At 65.1% G+C, this 17248-nt stretch carries 17 protein-coding genes; 8 read left to right on the forward strand and 9 right to left on the reverse strand.

Features of this window, described 5'->3' with window-relative positions; translation table 11 throughout:
• Positions 1–246: 246 nt before the first annotated feature.
• Together W930_RS0115885 and W930_RS27720 are read left to right on the forward strand one after the other, a co-directional pair.
• The gene (locus tag W930_RS0115885; protein WP_023871912.1) at positions 247–627 is read left to right on the forward strand and encodes a DUF1801 domain-containing protein; all 381 of its coding nucleotides are present in this window, start codon (positions 247–249) and stop codon (positions 625–627) included.
• A 609-nt stretch (positions 628–1236) separates the two neighbouring features.
• The gene (locus tag W930_RS27720) at positions 1237–1950 is read left to right on the forward strand and encodes an autoinducer binding domain-containing protein (protein ID WP_081814401.1); all 714 of its coding nucleotides are present in this window, start codon (positions 1237–1239) and stop codon (positions 1948–1950) included.
• Here the strand turns inward: W930_RS27720 and W930_RS27725 are convergent.
• On the reverse strand, positions 1937–2722 hold the full coding sequence (locus W930_RS27725; protein ID WP_023871914.1) for an acyl-homoserine-lactone synthase: 786 nt from the start codon (positions 2720–2722) through the stop codon (positions 1937–1939). The genes W930_RS27720 and W930_RS27725 overlap by 14 nt on opposite strands.
• 428 nt (positions 2723–3150) lie before the next feature.
• On the opposite strand from W930_RS27725, the gene W930_RS29205 reads away from it, so the two are divergent.
• Together W930_RS29205 and W930_RS0115905 are read left to right on the forward strand one after the other, a co-directional pair.
• Positions 3151–4032, forward strand: a complete 882-nt coding sequence (locus W930_RS29205; protein WP_023871915.1) for a winged helix-turn-helix domain-containing protein — start codon at positions 3151–3153, stop codon at positions 4030–4032.
• On the forward strand, positions 4029–4571 hold the full coding sequence (locus W930_RS0115905) for a hypothetical protein (protein WP_063598409.1): 543 nt from the start codon (positions 4029–4031) through the stop codon (positions 4569–4571). The genes W930_RS29205 and W930_RS0115905 overlap by 4 nt, the downstream gene beginning before the upstream one ends.
• 4 nt (positions 4572–4575) lie before the next feature.
• On the opposite strand, the gene W930_RS27735 is transcribed toward W930_RS0115905, so the two are convergent.
• The 3 genes from W930_RS27735 to W930_RS0115920 all read right to left on the reverse strand — a co-directional run bounded on the left by W930_RS27735 (position 4576) and on the right by W930_RS0115920 (position 8194).
• On the reverse strand, positions 4576–5706 hold the full coding sequence (locus tag W930_RS27735; RefSeq protein WP_023871916.1) for a glycosyltransferase family 9 protein: 1131 nt from the start codon (positions 5704–5706) through the stop codon (positions 4576–4578).
• A 176-nt stretch (positions 5707–5882) separates the two neighbouring features.
• Positions 5883–7496, reverse strand: coding sequence for a rhodanese-related sulfurtransferase (locus W930_RS0115915; RefSeq protein ID WP_235195546.1), 1614 nt, complete (start codon positions 7494–7496; stop codon positions 5883–5885).
• A gap of 59 nt (positions 7497–7555) precedes the next feature.
• Positions 7556–8194, reverse strand: a complete 639-nt coding sequence (locus W930_RS0115920) for a cysteine dioxygenase (protein ID WP_024788543.1) — start codon at positions 8192–8194, stop codon at positions 7556–7558.
• Positions 8195–8560: 366 nt separating this feature from the next.
• Here W930_RS0115920 and W930_RS0115925 point away from each other — a divergent pair, with 366 nt between their 5' ends.
• Positions 8561–9202 carry a LysE family translocator gene (locus tag W930_RS0115925; protein WP_023871919.1) on the forward strand — a complete coding sequence of 214 codons (642 nt, stop codon included), beginning with the start codon at positions 8561–8563 and terminating at the stop codon, positions 9200–9202.
• Positions 9203–9346: 144 nt separating this feature from the next.
• A complete protein-coding gene (locus tag W930_RS0115930; protein ID WP_023871920.1) occupies positions 9347–9589 on the forward strand; it encodes a DUF3820 family protein in 243 nt (80 codons plus the stop codon).
• Between the two features lie 71 nt (positions 9590–9660).
• Here W930_RS0115930 and W930_RS0115935 read toward each other — a convergent pair whose 3' ends face one another.
• The 3 genes from W930_RS0115935 to W930_RS0115945 all read right to left on the reverse strand — a co-directional run bounded on the left by W930_RS0115935 (position 9661) and on the right by W930_RS0115945 (position 13593).
• Positions 9661–11184, reverse strand: coding sequence for an amidase (locus W930_RS0115935; RefSeq protein WP_024788544.1), 1524 nt, complete (start codon positions 11182–11184; stop codon positions 9661–9663).
• A 149-nt stretch (positions 11185–11333) separates the two neighbouring features.
• The gene (locus tag W930_RS0115940; protein ID WP_023594966.1) at positions 11334–12113 is read right to left on the reverse strand and encodes a substrate-binding domain-containing protein; all 780 of its coding nucleotides are present in this window, start codon (positions 12111–12113) and stop codon (positions 11334–11336) included.
• 151 nt (positions 12114–12264) lie between these two features.
• Complete coding sequence (locus W930_RS0115945) at positions 12265–13593, reverse strand: MFS transporter (RefSeq protein ID WP_023594965.1); 1329 nt, start codon at positions 13591–13593, stop codon at positions 12265–12267.
• A 306-nt stretch (positions 13594–13899) separates the two neighbouring features.
• On the opposite strand from W930_RS0115945, the gene W930_RS0115950 reads away from it, so the two are divergent.
• Complete coding sequence (locus W930_RS0115950; protein ID WP_023871922.1) at positions 13900–14823, forward strand: LysR family transcriptional regulator; 924 nt, start codon at positions 13900–13902, stop codon at positions 14821–14823.
• Positions 14824–14956: 133 nt separating this feature from the next.
• Positions 14957–15385, forward strand: coding sequence for a hypothetical protein (locus W930_RS0115955; protein ID WP_023594962.1), 429 nt, complete (start codon positions 14957–14959; stop codon positions 15383–15385).
• A gap of 80 nt (positions 15386–15465) precedes the next feature.
• Here the strand turns inward: W930_RS0115955 and W930_RS0115960 are convergent, their stop codons facing one another.
• Together W930_RS0115960 and W930_RS0115965 are read right to left on the reverse strand one after the other, a co-directional pair.
• Positions 15466–16653, reverse strand: a complete 1188-nt coding sequence (locus tag W930_RS0115960; RefSeq protein WP_023871923.1) for an alpha-hydroxy acid oxidase — start codon at positions 16651–16653, stop codon at positions 15466–15468.
• A gap of 89 nt (positions 16654–16742) precedes the next feature.
• Positions 16743–17216, reverse strand: coding sequence for an Lrp/AsnC family transcriptional regulator (locus W930_RS0115965; RefSeq protein ID WP_023871924.1), 474 nt, complete (start codon positions 17214–17216; stop codon positions 16743–16745).
• Between the last annotated feature and the right edge of the window lie 32 nt (positions 17217–17248).

The raw sequence follows: 17248 nt of genomic DNA on the forward strand, positions 1-17248 counted from the left end.
CCCCCCCCCCCCCGGTACTGCACGCCCCCCGACGGACCGCGGCACCTTTCCGCCCCTCAGACATAGACCCAACTCGGTTCGAAAAGGCACCGCGGTCCGTCTTCCCCCTTCCACCCCCCAACCCGCTGTATTTCCCCCCGCTGTATTTCCCCCTTCCCCATTCCCCCTCCCTCCTCCCGCCTACGCACACCAATCGCCCCGCTACAATGTCGCTTCCTCTATCGTGTCACCTCCGGAGACCGCGACATGAAGAAATCCTTTCCCAACGCCACCGAAGCCGCCGCCCTCATCGACGCCCGCATCGCCGAACTGAACGACTGGCGCGGCACCATCCTCGCACACCTCCGCCAAATCATCACCCAAACCTCCCCCAACATCGTCGAGGAATGGAAATGGCGCGTCCCCGTCTGGTCCTGCAATGGCATCCTCTGCACCGGCGAAACCTATAAGACCACCGTCAAGATGACCTTCCCCAAAGGCGCCTCCCTTCCCGACCCCTCAGGCCTCTTCAACGCCAGCCTCGAAGGTAATACCCGCCGCGCCATCGATTTCCATCAAGGTGTACCCATCGACGCAAATGCACTCACCGAACTCATTCGAGCCGCGATGAAGGCGAATCAACCCTGACCCTCAATCAAAAAACAATTTGCCGAAACCACGCCACCGAATAACGACAACAATTCGATTTTAAATCACCCAAAAAACTCTTCGATTTTTTTAAACCTTTATTTAAAAAATCTGGAAATTTTTACACAATTTTTATACCAATCATCAACACAAAAAATGCTTCCCAAGCAGCCACGACCACGTGGGATTCACGTCGAATATTCCACAAACCATTGATTTCAATACATTTAAAATAACAAAAAATTATCTTGAAAATCGAGATGTCCCGTTTTTCGATATTTTAGATGCATTCATTGAAATACCAAAATCCGGTTGATATTCTTCATCGCATCGGAGCGAGTATTTCAGTTTTTTACACGTGACATAAGTCACCCGTTCCGGTACGTAGCCTTTAATTCCTGCATTGTCGTGGCATGCAGTTTCGACGGCCTGCGTGAGCTTCACCATCAGTTGCAGTTATTCAATTTCGATTCCGACGCTTTCATCCTTCATCGGGGCCCGTGGCCAACATCGCCATGGAGAAGTCGTGCGCGCGTACGGAACTGACGGAGCGGCAAAAAACACCGGACCGCCCGGTGTCTTCAAGGTGCCGCGCCTTCGGGAGGCATCATGCCCGCTCTGATGCATTTGCTGGAAACGATTCGCGACGACTGTGGAGAAGTAAATGACGCGAACACTCTCTTTGCACGCGTCAACGAGTTCGCACAACGCATCGGTTTCGAATATTGCTCGTACGGCTTTCGACATCCCCGCAGCGCCACCCAGTCGGAAGTCCGCGTGTTCGACAGCTACCCCGCCGGCTGGATGGCGCGGTACAGCGAGCGAGGCTATCTCGCGGTCGATCCGACGGTGCACGCCGGCACGCAATGCCAATACCTCATCAAATGGCGCGACCCCACGCTCATCCCCGCTGACGCGTTCTGGCGCGATGCGCATGACTTTGGTCTGAAGCACGGTGTAGCCCGCTCCAGTTGGGGCCCACACGGCGAGTTCGGACTGTTGAGCTTCGGACGGACCCATGACGCGCTGAACGACGTGGAATTGAAGTCGCTCCGGATCGGTGTCGGTGTACTCGCGAACTACACGCACGAGTCGATGAGCCGGCTGCTGCGCCCCCAGCACCCGCCGTTCGATTTCGACTCGCTGTCGGCGCGCGAACGCGAAGTGCTGCTTTGGACGGCCGAGGGGAAAACCGCCGACGAGATCGGCGATATCCTCGGCGTCTCCACTCGCACAGTCAACTTTCACATCCTCAATTGCCTGGACAAGACCGGCTGCCGCAACAAGGTGCAGAGCGCGATTCGCCTGGTCATGTGGGGCTGACGCACTCGCTTGCGGTAGCGCGCGCGGGAAGGATCACCTCGGACTCCTCGCACGGCGCCCCCCAGGGCGCCGTATGCGAGACTTGCGGCGCCGCCCCCGAGAGGCCGAGTGCGGTCAGCGTCTGTGCGTCGATGTCGATGCGATAGGCAGCGACCCAACGCCCATCGATGCGATAGGCCGCACCGAGCTTGTGTGTCGGCACCCCGATGCGCACGAACAAGCGTGCCAGGCTCACGAAGGTCACACCGATCAGACGCCGCGCGCCAAGGGCCCGTGCCGTGAACACCGCAGCTCTGAGGAGTTCATGCGCTCCGTGGCTGGCTTCGCGCCCGGCGCCCCTGGGCATGTTCGGCTCCGGCTGATCCCACGCGAATCGCGACAGCTCCCACACGGGCGTGTCGACCACGTGACTCGCGCAGCCGTATTTCGCACCCGCCGACGCGTTTGTGGCCTCGACGGCGTCGCCAACATCGACGGCGGCCCGGAGGTCGTCGACGAGATGTCGGAAATGGTCACCGAGCAGATACCGGTTCTTCGCCGGCAGTAAACGCGCGCATCCCACAATGGCGTCTTCCCGGCCGCGCAGTGTGACGTAGACGGTGTCGTCATGATCGTATTCATCGGACTCCTCACCCTCCGTCGGTCGAGGACAGACAGAGGAGGCCTGAACATGCCAACCCAGTTTCTCGACGAAAACCCTGTGGCGAAAGCGCGCAATCTCGGAACGGGTGGACGGGACCAGTTGGGCACCTCTCTGAACATCGACTCTCATCGCATACCTCCATGTAGATGGAGGCAGCGTATCCACGCGAATATTCAGCGAAAACTGTCAACGTTGACAGGTCAACGTTGCGCACGCCGACAGGTTCTTCATTCATGGAGCGCTCATCGTCCAGGCGATTCGGCAAGGGTGTCCCCGGGCTTGCGCTCGCCCCCCGCATTGGGCGAGTGCACATGTCGACGTTGGACGGCAGACGAGACCATCACGGTGGCCAAGACCAAGGGCTGCCAATGTTGACAGTGTCGCCGTGGTGATCGAAGGCGCACACTTGGCGATCCCGGCCCCGTCCCCGCGCAACCGCTCAGGGAGTAACATGCTGCAACGCGATAGACGTCGAATTCCGTCATCAGAACGATCCGGTCTCTGTCGCGCTCCTGTTCAACACTGCGCCAGGGTGTCCCACGCCTTCGCGACGATTTATGGTCAAGTTCCTTATCGGTGACATCGCGGGTTTCGATACCGACACCTTCGCTCTCGTCTCCCGGCGAGATGACGCGCTGAGCGTATCGCTCGGTGCGACCGCGGGCCGCTGCCTCCAGGTACTGCTGGAGGCCGACGGCGAGATTGTGACGAAGCGCACGCTGCTCGCCCAGGGTTGGGAGCAATACGGGGCCGTCGTCACGGACAACAACCTCAGTCAATCGATCGTTCGTATTCGCCGGGCGTTGCAACACCTTGGCGCCGACCCGGGATTGCTCGTCACGCTGCCCCGAATCGGCTATCGGCTAACGGGCGTGACACGCGTGAGCCCTTTCGTCGAGGCGCCCCCTCCCCCGTCGACGACTGTCGAAAACGGCCGCACAGATGCGACAACTGACCGGGAAATTGCCCAAAGTTCACGCGATGAGAGTGAAACCTCCAGCGTCGAAAATTCACCTGCGTCCGGCGACGGGATCGGCACTGCAACGCGTGTCCAGGGTCCGTCGGTCTGGCCGGCGGTCGGCATCTGGGTCAGCGTGGCCGCGATCAGCGCCGTACTGGCCGCATGGACGATCCCTTCGCTGCGAGGCGACGTGCGCACGAACGCCAAGTCAGCGCAATGGACCGCGCTCGACGCCACACCGGGCAACCGCGTTTTCGTGGCGCCCGATTATCGCGAGAACACGGATTTCGTGACGCAACGTCTCGCGCGACTGGCGAGCACTCCCCCCGTCACGATCGGCGACGCGAGCGATCGCTATGTCTACATCAACGGCGCGGGCAATTTCGACGTGTTCAGCTACTTTTTGTGTCGCGAGCCGATCGGGCGTGCCGACTCCGATTGCCTGTCCTATCTGCTGATCGACCATGCGACATCATGACCCGTATTGAACCCGCTCCACCGCGATCTGCACGTCGTCGCCTGTCCAGGCGCACTCTGTGGCTGGGCATCGCGGCCGCGGCCGCCTTGCCGTGGTTTGCCGCGTGGTGGCTGATTCCGAACGACCGTGTCGAATGGCAGTGTCTGTCCACCATCGAATTCGACACGCGGACTTCCGACGGCACGCGAGTACAGGTCTTCGGCACGATGGAGTCGAATTATCATCGCGACGGGAAAGGCACGGCACGCTTTACCGGGCGGGTGCGACAGGGCGACGCGTTGAGCGTGGTGCACCGGGCGAGCGAGTTCGAATACTTCGCGCTCAGGAATTGGTTGCGCGTGAAAACGCTTCGTGCAAGCCGGTTGCCGAACGACGACACCCCGGACGATGTCGCCTATCGATTCGTGTATCGCGGTTTTCAGCCGGGCCACACCGATTATTTTCAGGCAATGCGCGTGGGAGACGGCGCGAGCGTCGGCTACAACGATCAGCCGCGCGTGTATTGTGCGCCGGCGCCCAACGCCGGGCGCGCTCGCTAGCGACTCAGCGCAGTCTGGCGGGCGCCGCGCGCAACGTATCGATGACGGTGTTCGCGAGTTCGTCGGGATCGACGGCGCTCACGTCCGATTCCGTTTGCAGCGGCGTGGACCGGCACTGCGGCGTCAGGCGCAGATACGGTGGCTCGGCCTTTGCGAAGAGCGTGACGCTGGGTGTCGGCGTGGTATGCGCGACGTGCATCAGCCCGCCGTCCGCGCCTACGAACAGTGCCGCATTGGCGATCAGGCGTTTCGCGTCGCGAAGCGTCAGCTGTCCGACGAAAGACGCCATCCGCAGGTGGACGAATTTCGCTTCCATGAGCGCCCGGGCGGCGTCGACACCATTGCCGGAACCCAGCAGCACGACCCCCGTCGGCAGGCCCGGTTGATAGGCAATGTCGTAGGCCTGCAGGAATTCCCGCCAATGGGCGTAAGTGCGACGCGGCTCGACACCGCCCATGGCGAGCACGATGAACGGGCGTGCCGGAAGTTGCCGCACCACGCTTTCCGGCAGGTCGGACTCCTGGCGCAGGTATGGCTTGGCGCGCGCCAGCAAGGCATCCGGACCGAACCCGAGCGAAAAGACGTCGTTGACGGCCGCGAGACTGAACTGCGTCTGGTTGCGGTCCGGACCGTGAAAGAAGCGGAACAGGCAGGCGAATGGCAGCGACGGAAAGTGTTTGCGCTTCAGGCGCAGCGTCGGGTAGTTGAATTCCTGCAGCACGACGACATCGTAGTCGGCCGGATTCAGTCGCGCAGGATCGTCGAAGACCTGACGGAAAATGTCGTCGCCTTCGAAGACGGCCTTCAGGCCCGGCGTGATGAGCAGGTCGATCGGCCCTTCGCGATCACGCAGGAGCGCGCGCCCGGACAGGTCCATGACCGCGTCGCCGACCGAGGCCTTGCCGCCGTAGATCCACAACACCCGTGCGTTCGGCGCGACATGGCGCACCTCGCGATTGGCCTGTCCGCTCAACGCGAGCCGCAGACGGCGGTGAAGGTATTTCTTGGCCACGGTAAGCGACGACGTCCGCTGCATGAAGACGTCGGGCTCGTGATACACCCACGCATAGGGAATGCGGGTGCTCGGCTTGGTAAGGGCGCCCAGTCGGCGGGCGATGAAGCGCTGCAATGGCATGGTCGAATCGGAAGCGGGTCGGCCGCGATGCCGGCACGGCCCCCCGGATGGGAGGTGCGATGCCGGCAGACGCATCAGGCGGCGGCGTCGGAAGATCGGGAGTATGCCACGTCCGCCCCGACATCAGGCAGGGCGCGCGGCGCCGGGCGCATGCACACGGCGCCGCGCGGCGCTGTCTACACGACCTGAAAGTGATGTGTCCCATCGCGGCGCAATTGCTCGACCAGGCCGAACTCCCAGTCGAGATAGGCCTGCATGGCTGCCGCGGCGTTGTCGGTGCCCTCGTACGGACGGCGATACCGATCGTCGCGCGGACTGGCCAGACGCGTCTGACCCGATTCCAGCGGTAATCCGGCCTGGATCCACGCCTGCGTGCCGCCGTCGAGCACCACGATCTCGGCATCGGTCAGACGCCGCAGGTCGTCGGCCGCGAAACGCGCCAGCAGGCTGGAGCCGCAGGTGAGTACGTAGCGTTGCGCCGGGCCGACCTTGCGCAGGGCATCGGCCAGACGCGCGCGAATGACGAACCAGGCACCCGGAATATGGCGCTTGACGTAGTTCGCGCCCGACGTGAAGTCGAGCACCTCGAGCTGTCCCGGTTCGGCCTCGTCGAGCCAGCGCGCAAGCAGCGCCGGCGTGACGGTGGCGACGTCGGGGGCGCTCGGTGTGTGCAGCGGCCAACCGCCCCGGGCGTCTCGTTCGTGGGCGCCGTGCGGTTCCACGACGTACACGGTCCATCCCATCTGCGCGAGCCACGAGCCGGTCATGTCGGCGCGCACCCCGTCGTCGTCCGCAAGCACGATCCACGCGCCGCGTACCGGCGCGCAATGGTCCGTCTCCTGCACGAGTTGTCCGCCCGGCGCGCTGGCGAAGTCCGGCAGATGGCCCGCCGCGTATTCCTCGGGCGTGCGCACGTCGAAGCGATAAATCGTCCGGCCCGGTGCGCCCAGCGAAGGCACGTCCTGCAACGCGATACGTCGCACGCCGGCACGATCCGCGACCGCCCGCGCACCTTCGCGCGCGACGGCCAACGTTGCCTCGCGCACGGTCGCCGGGTGGCGGCGATCCGCCCCGTGCTCGAGCGTCTGGCCGGCCAGCGTCCAGCCGATGGTGCCGTTGCGCAGTGCCGCGACCGGGTTCGGCAGCCCGGCGTTCAGGAGCGACTGCGTACCGATGATGCTGCGCGTGCGCCCGGCACAGTTCACGATCACGCGCGTGGAAGGGTCCGGGGCGAGCTCGCGCACGCGCAGCACCAGCTCGGCACCGGGCACGCTGGTCGAGCCGGGAATGTTCATCGTCTGGTATTCGTCGAAACGCCGCGCGTCGACAATCACCATGTCGGCGTCGGCGTCGAGCAGCGCCTGCACTTCCTGCGCCGGGAGCGACGGCGTGTGTCGCACGCTCTCGACCCACTCGCCGAAGGCCTTGCTCGGCACGTTCACGTCGCGAAACACCTCGCCGCCCGCGGCGACCCAGCCGTCGAGCCCGCCCGCGAGCAAGTTGACGTCGGTGTAGCCCAGTTTGCGCAGCACGTCGGCCGCGCGCGGCGCGAGATCCTCGCCGTCATGCGCTCCGTAGAGAACGATGCGCGTGTCGCGACGCGGAACGCGCGCCCATGCCTCGATTTCCACTCGCGAGAGCGGCATGTTGGCGGCCCAGAGCGGGTGCGACTGCGCGAACGGATCTTCCTCGCGCACATCGAGCAGCGCGATTTCCTCGCGGGCCAGCAATGCGGCGCGCACGTCGGCGTAACTCAGGACAGGAAAAGTGACATCGGATTGAACGGACACGGCAATTCCCCGAAGGTGTCGGTATTGAACGGGATCTGACGGCGAACGCTTGCCAGACACTACTGCGGCATGCCCCACGGCGCCGGCAGCCGGGCGTTGGCGTAGCCGGAGACGAACCCCTTGCGCTCGCCCGACGCCGTGAACACGCTGCGATGCACGGCGCCGATGTTGGCGCCATACACATGAATGCTCACCGAGACGCGATCGTCATACGCGTTGCTCACGCGGTGGATGTCGCCGAGTCGAGGCGACAGCGTCTCCACGTCGCCGGGCGCCAGACGGACCGGAGCCCCGGCCGCGACCGGCACGCCCTGCGCGTCGAGCACGAAGGGTTGCGAGTCCTCCGCGCCGCGCAACATGCCGATAAGCCCCCAGACGGTATGGTCGTGGATCGGCGTGCGCTGCCCCGGCCCCCAGACGAAACTCACGATCGAAAAGCGTTGCGCGGCGTCGCAATGCAGCAGGAATTGCTGATAGTGCTCGGGATGCGGCGTTGCAAACGCATCGGGCAACCAATCGTCGCGCTCGACCAGGCGGGCCAGCAGACCGGCCCCCGCTTCGAGCAGCGTCGCCTCGTGCGGACGGCGCGCGAGCAGGTGCGAAAACTCGGTCACGAAGGTGCGCAACGGCGCCAGCGCCTCGTGGTGATGCTGCGGCAGGTCGTCGTCGAGGACGCTGCCGGTCAACGCTTCTGTCATGCGGAGTCCCGGAAAGCAGCGAGCGCCTGCCGGCCGGCGGCGCCCAGGATGGTGCGGTTCCGCGACGTGCGATGCAGCGGCACGGCGCGTCGCGGTCATGACGCTCCAGCGGATTGTGCCGCGAGCGCCCGTGATTGCCCGGGACCTGCAACGCGAGTTCGGCGCCCGGATTGCAGTTCCCGTCACCGTGAACTGTAGCGCACCGCTGGCATTCTCGTCATCGGGTTCTCCGACTTCGCCGATCCATCGACGCCCATGGCCTCGCTCCGAAGCAACTGGCCCGGCCGCCAATCGACGAACTGTCCATGGCGCGACGACGTGGGCACCGCGACACTGCGCAAATCCCACGCCCGCCTGCGTTCCGCCATGACCGCCACCACTTCCGCTTCCGCTCACCTGCTGATCGCCTTCACGGCGTACTTCGTCAACGCGGCCAGCCCGGGGCCGAGCAATCTTGCGATCCTGTCCATCGCCGCAAGCCACGGGCGCAGGCCGGCACTGACGTTCGCGCTGGGGGTCATGTCGGGATCGCTCTTCTGGGCGATGGTCGCCATGCTGGGCATTTCGGCCACGCTGCTCGCCTATTCCCAATTCCTGATCGCCATCAAGCTCTTCGGCGGCGCCTATCTGCTGTGGCTGGCCTTCAAGTCGGGACGCGCGGCACTGCGCGGTGCCCAGGCGTCGAATTTCGTGCCGATCGACGACGACGGCAGGCTGTCGCTCCAACGCCTGTACGTGCGCGGCACACTGTTTCACCTGACCAATCCGAAAGCGGTGCTGGGGTGGGTTTCCGTCGCCGCACTGTCCTCCCCGCCAAACGGCGGCATGCCGCTGGCGGTAGTACCAGGCTGCGCCGCCATCGGGATGACGGTGTTCTGCGGCTATGCCGTTCTCTTCTCGACGCACGCGGCACGCCGCCTCTACCTGCGCATTCGCCGCTGGCTCGACGGCTGCCTCGCGGTGGTATTCGGCACGGCGGGCTGGCAACTGCTGATGTCGCGCGTCTGACACGCCGGACGGATGCCGCGCGTCCGACGCTTGGGGGTGATGTGGCGCATGCGGGCGGGCCAGGGACTTCGGGCATGTCCCGCGTCCATGCCCGGACGCTGCATGTGGTAGCGTGTCGGCTTTCGTCCGCCCCGCTCGCATTTCATGACCGATTTCGACGCCGACGCGCTCATGCGCCTCGTGACCATGCCAATGCCCTACGGCAAGCACAAGGGCACGCTCATCGCCGACCTGCCGGGCAACTATCTGAGCTGGTTCGCCCGCGAAGGATTCCCCCCGGGCGAGCTCGGCCGTCTGCTTGCGCTCATGCACGAGATCGACCACAACGCATTGGGCGAGCTGCTTCGCCCGCTGCGCGCGCAGGCCGGGGCGACGCGCGGCCGGTAAGCCGAGCGGCGGCGACCGGCACGCACGGCATCGACCGTGCCGTCCGACGCGCCCCTGCGATTCAGCGTGATTCAGCGTTGCGCGGCGCCCGCGAGCATCGGCGGCAGGCGACGGCTCACCCACTGCGTCTGTCGCTCGTGGGCATGGGCCAGTTGCAACACGGCGAGATCGGCCTGCGCCGGGCCGATGATCTGCAGCCCCATCGGCAAGCCCCGGGCGTCGAATCCGACCGGCACGCTGATCGCCGGCAAACCCGCCAACGTGGGGCCGATGACCACTTCCATCCAGCGGTGATACGTATCCATCGACTTGCCGGCCACGGCCGTCGGCCAGTGCGTATCGACATCGAACGGGAACACCTGGGCGGATGGCATCAGCAGGAAGTCGTAACGTTCGAACAGGCGCGCCAGCGAGCGATACCATTCGCTGCGGTCGACCGACGCCCGAAAGACGTCGGCCGCGCGCAGCGCATTGCCCCCCTCCACTTCCCATTGCGCCTCGGGCTTGAGCTTGTCGCGACGCGCCGGATCGGCGTACATCTCACCCAGTGCACCGTTCACGAGCCAGTGACGCAACGTCAGCCACGTCTGCCAGAGACGGTCCGGTGCGAAGTCCGGCGTGCAGCCTTCGACTTCGCATCCCATCGCGGCGAAGTCATGCAGCGCCGCCTCGCATAGCGTCATCACGCCGTCTTCCATGGGCAGGTGGCCGCCGTAGTCGCCGAGCCACCCGAGCTTGAGTCCCTTGACGTCGCGTTGCAGCGACGCGGGGAAGTGCGAGGCGTCGCGAGCGATCGAGAGCGGGCTGCGAGCGTCATAGCCCGCTTGCGTGGCGAGCAGTTGCGCCACGTCGGCGACCGTGCGCCCCATCGGTCCCTCGGTGCTCAGTTGCTGGACGAAAACTTCCGGCGCCGGACCGTACGGCACGCGCCCTTGCGAGGGTCGGAAGCCGTACACGTTACCGAATGCGGCCGGGTTACGCAGCGAGCCCATCATGTCGCTGCCGTCGGCGACCGGCAGCATGCGCAGGGCGAGCGCGCTGCCCGCCCCGCCGCTGCTGCCGCCCGCGACGCGCGAGGTGTCGTAGGCGTTGCGCGTGGCGCCGAACACCGGGTTGTAGCTGTGCGAGCCCAGACCGAACTCGGAAACGTTCGTCTTGCCGATGAAGATCGCGCCCGCGGCGCGAATGCGGGACACGCTGATGCTGTCCTGCGTGTCGGGCGCCGTGGAGGTCAACGGCGAGCCCTTGCGCGTAGGCAACCCGGCGCACGACGCCAGATCCTTGACCGCGTGCGGCATGCCATGCATCCAGCCAAGCGACTCGCCGCTGGCCAATTGACGATCGCGTGCGTCGGCTTCCGCAAGCAGTGCAGCGGCGTCTCGCAGCGACACGATGGCGTTGACCGCGGGGTTGTGCCGCGCGATGTGCGCGAGGTATGCCTGCATCACTTCGCGGCATGACACGCGGCGCTTGTGGATGGCGTCGGACAGCGCCAGCGCATCGAGCGCGACGATGTCATCCAGCGCGGGGACGTCGTGAGGGCCGGTGCAGCCCGCGCGAGCGGCCGGGGACGGTGTGGCTGGCGCGATGGCCATGTCTCTCTCCTTGGCGTGGCGTCGTCGTTGGCGACGCCGTGGTTTGACACGTCATTGTGTGCCAAACCCGCCAAGGTTGCCGAGCGAAAATTATGCCTGTCTCGTCGTCCAACCCCATCGGGTCAGGAGACTTGCACGCACGCCGACGCTCAATGCACGAGCGGGTCGAGGCCGGTGGACCGGACGTCCTTCGCCGCGTCCGGCGCGGCCATGTACATCAAGAGCTTCTTCGCCTCTTCCGGATGCGGCGCATTGACCGGCACGCCGCCCGCGAAGCGCGTGACCGATTGCAGCGACTCGGGGATCTTGCCGGCGAAGCTCACGCCCTTGACCGGCAGCAGCTCGCTGACCTGTTGCAGCCCCAGCGCGTACTCGCCGGCGGCGACCTTTTCGGCCACGGGCGTCTTCTGCACCATCACGCCCTTGCCTTGCATCTGCTCCGCAATGCCGAGCTTCTTGAACAGCTCGCGCTCGATATAGACGCCGCTGGCGCTATCGGAATACGCGACCGACTTCGCCGCGAGCAACGCCGCCTTGAGCTTCTCGGGCGTGCTCACGTCGGGCACGGCCTCGCCTGCTCGGACCACCACGCCGATGCGCGAGTCCGCCAGGTCGACGCGGGAGTCGGCCCGCACTTTGCCGGCCTTGATGAGATCGTCGAGCGCGTAGCCGACCATGATCACGGCGTCGGCCGTTTCACCGCGCGCCAGACGATTGGGGATAGCCTCGGGCGCCTTGCCCATCGACGGGCCCCACGCGGTGTCAACGTGGTCGCCGCTCGACGCCTCGAACCGGGGCAGCAGTACCTTGTACGCCGCGGTGAAACCGCCGGAGTTCATCACGTGAAGTTCTTCCGCGACGGCGGGCGTGGCGGCGAGCAGCGTCGCCGCGGCAATGCCGGCGCCGAAGGCGGTCAACAGGCGACGCATGCGAGCCTGGGCAGCAGTGATTCTCATGGTGTTGTCTCTCTGAATTTTGCTTTTGGGGATTACGGACGCGCGACGGCGTCGGACAGGGAAATCTGCCTCGGGCACGCCGCCCCGCCGAAGCAGCGCGGGCGGCGAGGCGAGGTGCGCGGCATCAGCTGGCGGCAAGTTCCGCGCGGTTTCTGCGCTGGCCGCCCGCACGGCGGCGATAGAGCATCAACGTTGCACAGATCGCGCACAGCGCCGCGAAGCTCATCCAGTAGCCGGGCGCCGCCTTGTCGCCCGTGGCGTGAATCAGATAGGTCGAGAGCGCCGGCGTGAAGCCGCCGAAGATTGCCGTGGCGAGGCTGTAAGCGAGCGAGAAGCCGGCCACACGGACTTCCGGCGGCATCACTTCGGTCAGCGCCGGGATCATGGCGCCGTTGTACATGCCATACAGGAACGACAGCCACAGCAGTGCGACGAGCATGCGCGAGAAGCTCGGCGCCTGCACGAGGAACGTCAGCACGGGGTATGCGGACACGAGCGTGAGACCGGCGAAGAGCAGCAACACCGGACGGCGCCCGATGCGATCGGACAACGTGCCGCCGATCGGCAGCCAGATGAAGTTCGACACGCCCACGCACAGCGTGACGAGCAGCGCGTCGGCGCTCGACAGGTGCAGCACGCTCTTGCCGAACGTCGGCGCGTAGACGGTGATCAGATAGAACGCCGTGGTCGTGAGCGCCACGAGCATGGTGCCGCCGATGACCACGCCCGCGTTGGCGGCCATGGAACGGAACACCTCGCCGAGCGAGGGATGGCGCTTGCGCTGCTTGAATTCGTCGCTTTCCTGAAGCGAGCGGCGCAGGGCGAAGATCACCGGCACGATCATGCAGCCCACGAAGAACGGCAAGCGCCAGCCCCAGGCCGCGATCTGCTGCGCATTGAGCGTGAGCGAAAGCGTGAAGCCGAGGGCCGCCGAGACGACGATGGCGACCTGCTGGCTGGCCGACTGCCAGCTCGTGTAGAACCCCTTGCGTCCCGGCGTGGCGATTTCGGCCAGGTACACCGACACGCCGCCCAACTCCGCCCCCGCCGAGAAACCCTGCAGCAGTCGGCCAATGAGCACCAGCACCGGCGCGGCGAGCCCAATCGTCTCGTAGCCCGGCACGAAGGCAATCAGGATCGTGCCGCTCGCCATGATGGCCAGCGTGGTCACCAACCCCTTACGCCGGCCGACATTGTCGATGTACGCGCCCAGCACGATGGCACCGAGCGGTCGCATCAGGAAGCCCGCGCCGAACACCGCGAAGGTGAGCATCAGCGAGGCGAACTCGCTGTTCGTCGGAAAGAAGACACGGGAAATCTGGGTGGCGTAGAAGCCGAACAGGAAGAAGTCGAACTGTTCGAGGAAATTGCCGGCAGTCACGCGCAGGACCGCGCCGGCTTTCGAGGGGCGACGCGAAACCGCGTCATTGGCGTCATTGGGGCGCTGTGACATGCGCTGTCTCCGTGTTGCTTGCGGCCCGGAGGATCGGGCCGTCAATGAATCGACGTTCTGCGTCTTCGCCGGGGGCGCTTTTCTTCGCCGTGGACGCATTCTGGAAGGCGCCAATGTTGCGCCGGAAGTTCGTCGCTTGTGAATTGCAAGTTTTGGAAGGATTGATGCGCATAGGCTATCAATCGTAGAGTGCTAATGCGCCTACCGATCGGTAACACGCTACACTGCGCGGCACTCCGTCGGGCGCCGCGATGCCGGCCGGCGCGCTCGCGACCCTTACCCCGGAATTCTGGACGTCCCTACGACATGGCGATCAATTTCGACCTGAATGACTTGCAGGCCTTTCGCGCGGTGGCACAGCTCTCGAGCTTTCGCCGCGCGGCCGAGTCGATCCATATCTCGCAACCGGCGCTCTCGCGCCGGATCGACAAGCTGGAGGAGGCGCTGGGCGTCAAGCTGTTCGAGCGCAGCACGCGGCGCGTGGCGCTCACCAACGTGGGCCGTGCGTTTGCCCGTGATGCGGAGCGGATTCTGGACGATCTGGACAATGCGCTGCTCGGCATTCGCGATGTGGCGTCGTCGAGCCTCGGGCACGTGACCATCGCTTGTGTGCCATCGGCGGCGTACTACTTCATGCCGCAGGTCATTTCGCGTTACCACCGGGCGTTTCCACGCATCCGTATCTCGGTGCTCGATGCCAGCGCGAACGAAGTGCTGGCAGCGGTGGCCAACGGCGACGCGGACTTCGGCCTGAATTTCATCGGCAGTCAGGAGCCGAACATCGAATTCAAATTATTGCTCCAGGAACGCTACGTGGCGGCCTGTCGCCGCGACCATCCGCTTGCCGGCAAGAAGCGGGTGACGTGGCGCGAACTCTACGAGTACGACTACATCACGGTGGGCAAGGTCTCTGGCAACCGGCTGCTGCTCGATCAGGCGCTGACGGGACTGCCGCAGCGGCCGCCGAGCATTTGCGAGACACAACACGTCACGACCATGCTCGGTCTGGTCGAAGCGGGACTGGGCGTGGCGGCGGTACCCACGATGGCCATGCCCGGCGGCGACCACCCGTTACTGACCAGCGTGCCGCTGATCGATCCGGTCGTGAGCCGGCGCGTCGGCATGATCCGAAGCAAGGCCCGCCCGCTCTCGCCCGCCGCGGCGCAACTGTACCGCTTCGTGGCGGAGATGAAGGCGGGAACGCGGCGGCGCGGCAATGACGACGTATAGCCGAATCCTTACGAATGCACGCACCGAAACACTTTGTTACCCGTCTTACGTCAGGCGAAACAATGGGACCGCGGCGAGGGGCCGACGCGTCTTTATACTTGCGTCGCGTCAATCCGAATGGAAATCGAGACTCATGTTCAAGCGAATTTTTCCGATGATGGCGATCGCCGCTCTGGCCGCCACCACTTCCCTGACGGCTTCGGCCAGTGATATGAACAATGCCCTTGGCGGTGCGCTGGGCGGTGTCGCGGGCGCTGCCGTGGGCGGCGCGCTGGGCGGCAGCACCGGCGCCGTGGTGGGCGGTGCGGTCGGCGGCGGCGCCGGCGGCGCGATCACCTCGAACCGCCGCGAGCGCACCGGCGCCATTCTCGGCGGCGCACTGGGCGGCGGCGCGGGTACCGCCGCGGGCAACGCGATGGGCGGGCGCTCGGGCGGTCTGATCGGCGCAGCGGTGGGCGGCGGTGCGGGTGCCGCGCTCGGCGGCAACATGTCGCGTTCGAACTCGTACGACGACGACTATCGCGGCAAGCGCCGCGGCCATCGCAAGCACCATCATCATTGATCGGCCGGCGCCTGGCGCAGACGATATACCTCGTGCGCCCGGCGCGTCCCGATTTTCGCGGGGCAGGCCGGGCAGGCGGGTCACTGGCGGCCCGGCTCCGGGAGGTAAGGCCCGATTCCCGTCGGGTAGCTGCCGGGGATGAGCATGGACGTATCGAGCCGGTCGATCGTCGTGCGTCCGGTCAACGCCATCGTCACGTCCATTTCCTTGGCGATCACCTCGAGCGCACGACGCACGCCCGCCTGCCCCATCGCGCCGAGGCCATACAGAAACGGGCGACCGATCAGCGTGCCCTTGGCGCCCAGCGCCAGCGCCTTGATCACGTCCTGCCCCGAGCGCACGCCGCCGTCGAGCCAGACTTCCATGTCGCGTCCCACCGCCGAGACGATGTCCGGCAGGGCCCGAATCGTCGAAATCGCGCCGTCGAGCTGACGCCCTCCATGGTTGCTCACCACGATCGCATCCGCGCCCGTATCGCGCGCCGCGCGCGCGTCTTCCGGGTCGAGCACGCCCTTGAGTACCAGCTTCCCGCCCCAACGCTTCTTGATCCACTCGACATCGTTCCACGACAGGCACGGGTCGAACTGCGCCGCCGACCACGCGGCGAGCGAACCGATGTCGTCCACGCCCTTGGCATGCCCCACGATGTTGCCGAACGTGCGACGCCGCGTGCCGAGCATTCCCATGCACCAGCGTGGCTTGGTCATCATGTTCGCGATGTTCGGCAACGTGAGCTTCGGCGGCGCCGACAGACCGTTCTTGATGTCGCGATGACGCTGGCCGCTGATCTGCAGATCCATCGTCACCATCAACGCCGAACACCCCGCCGCCTTGGCGCGATCGATCAATCGCTCGATGAAGTCGCGATCGCGCATCACGTATAACTGGAACCAGAACGGCGCCTTCGTGTGCGCCGCCACGTCCTCGATGGAACAGATCGACACGGTCGAGAGCGTGAACGGCACGCCGAACGCCTCGGCCGCGCGGGCCGCGAGGATTTCGCCATCGGCATGCTGCATGCCGGTCATCCCCGTCGGGGCGAGCGCCACCGGCATGGCGACCGGCGTCCCCAGCATCGTCGAGCGAGTGCTGCGATGCTCGATATTGACCGCCACCCGCTGACGGAACCCGATACCGGCGAAATCCGCCGCGTTGGCGCGATAGGTGGACTCGGTCCACGACCCCGAATCGACATACTCGTAAAACATGCGCGGCACCCGCCGCTGTGCGAGAACCCGCAAGTCCTCGATGGTCGTAATGACTGCCATGCTGCGTCTCTTCTTCTGTCCTGCTCTGCTGGGATTGCCCTCGCGCGATGTCTCGCGCCACGGGAATTAGTTAATATCTTCTATATTTTTTACTTTTGCCTGACGAGGTCGACCAGCGACTGCGCGTTCTTGATCGTCTTGAGCACGATGTTCGACTGAATCGACATCACGGCCGGTGCGCGGTACAGCTCATTGACGATGAAGTCGGAGTAATGCGCGAGGTTGCGCGCTCTTACTGTCAGGATGTAATTGGCCGAGCCGGTGACGATGCGCGCGGTGACCACTTCGGGCCAGTTCTGCACGCACGCCAGAAACTTTTCATGCCACTGTTCCACGTCCGGACGCAGCGTGATCTGCACTAGCGCTTCGAACTCCAGCCCGATATGCTGTGCGTCCACGATGCAGCGATACCCGGAAATCACCCCGCGATCTTCGAGCAGCTTCACCCGGCGCAGGCATGCCGACGGCGACAAGCCGACGGCATCGGCAAGCTCCTGGTTGGAGATGCGACCGTTGAGTTCGAGATGGCGAAGAATGCGCAGATCGGCAAGGTCGAGGTTCATTGGCAGAATCCGTCAAGTTTTCCCGAATTCTG

It is taken from the genome of Pandoraea sp. E26, from assembly GCF_000681415.1.
GTDB lineage: Bacteria > Pseudomonadota > Gammaproteobacteria > Burkholderiales > Burkholderiaceae > Pandoraea > Pandoraea pnomenusa.

Coding starts and splice junctions, on each gene's coding strand:
- W930_RS27720 (WP_081814401.1), top strand. CDS start 1,237: ATGCCCGCTCTGATGCATTTGCTGGAAACGATTCGCGACGACTGTGGA.
- W930_RS0115950 (WP_023871922.1), top strand. CDS start 13,900: ATGGCGATCAATTTCGACCTGAATGACTTGCAGGCCTTTCGCGCGGTG.
- W930_RS0115920 (WP_024788543.1), bottom strand. CDS start 8,194: ATGACAGAAGCGTTGACCGGCAGCGTCCTCGACGACGACCTGCCGCAG.
- W930_RS0115945 (WP_023594965.1), bottom strand. CDS start 13,593: ATGTCACAGCGCCCCAATGACGCCAATGACGCGGTTTCGCGTCGCCCC.
- W930_RS0115960 (WP_023871923.1), bottom strand. CDS start 16,653: ATGGCAGTCATTACGACCATCGAGGACTTGCGGGTTCTCGCACAGCGG.
- W930_RS0115930 (WP_023871920.1), top strand. CDS start 9,347: ATGACCGATTTCGACGCCGACGCGCTCATGCGCCTCGTGACCATGCCA.
- W930_RS0115905 (WP_063598409.1), top strand. CDS start 4,029: ATGACCCGTATTGAACCCGCTCCACCGCGATCTGCACGTCGTCGCCTG.
- W930_RS0115885 (WP_023871912.1), top strand. CDS start 247: ATGAAGAAATCCTTTCCCAACGCCACCGAAGCCGCCGCCCTCATCGAC.
- W930_RS0115955 (WP_023594962.1), top strand. CDS start 14,957: ATGTTCAAGCGAATTTTTCCGATGATGGCGATCGCCGCTCTGGCCGCC.
- W930_RS29205 (WP_023871915.1), top strand. CDS start 3,151: ATGGTCAAGTTCCTTATCGGTGACATCGCGGGTTTCGATACCGACACC.
- W930_RS0115965 (WP_023871924.1), bottom strand. CDS start 17,216: ATGAACCTCGACCTTGCCGATCTGCGCATTCTTCGCCATCTCGAACTC.
- W930_RS27735 (WP_023871916.1), bottom strand. CDS start 5,706: ATGCCATTGCAGCGCTTCATCGCCCGCCGACTGGGCGCCCTTACCAAG.
- W930_RS27725 (WP_023871914.1), bottom strand. CDS start 2,722: ATGAGAGTCGATGTTCAGAGAGGTGCCCAACTGGTCCCGTCCACCCGT.
- W930_RS0115935 (WP_024788544.1), bottom strand. CDS start 11,184: ATGGCCATCGCGCCAGCCACACCGTCCCCGGCCGCTCGCGCGGGCTGC.
- W930_RS0115940 (WP_023594966.1), bottom strand. CDS start 12,113: ATGCGTCGCCTGTTGACCGCCTTCGGCGCCGGCATTGCCGCGGCGACG.
- W930_RS0115925 (WP_023871919.1), top strand. CDS start 8,561: ATGACCGCCACCACTTCCGCTTCCGCTCACCTGCTGATCGCCTTCACG.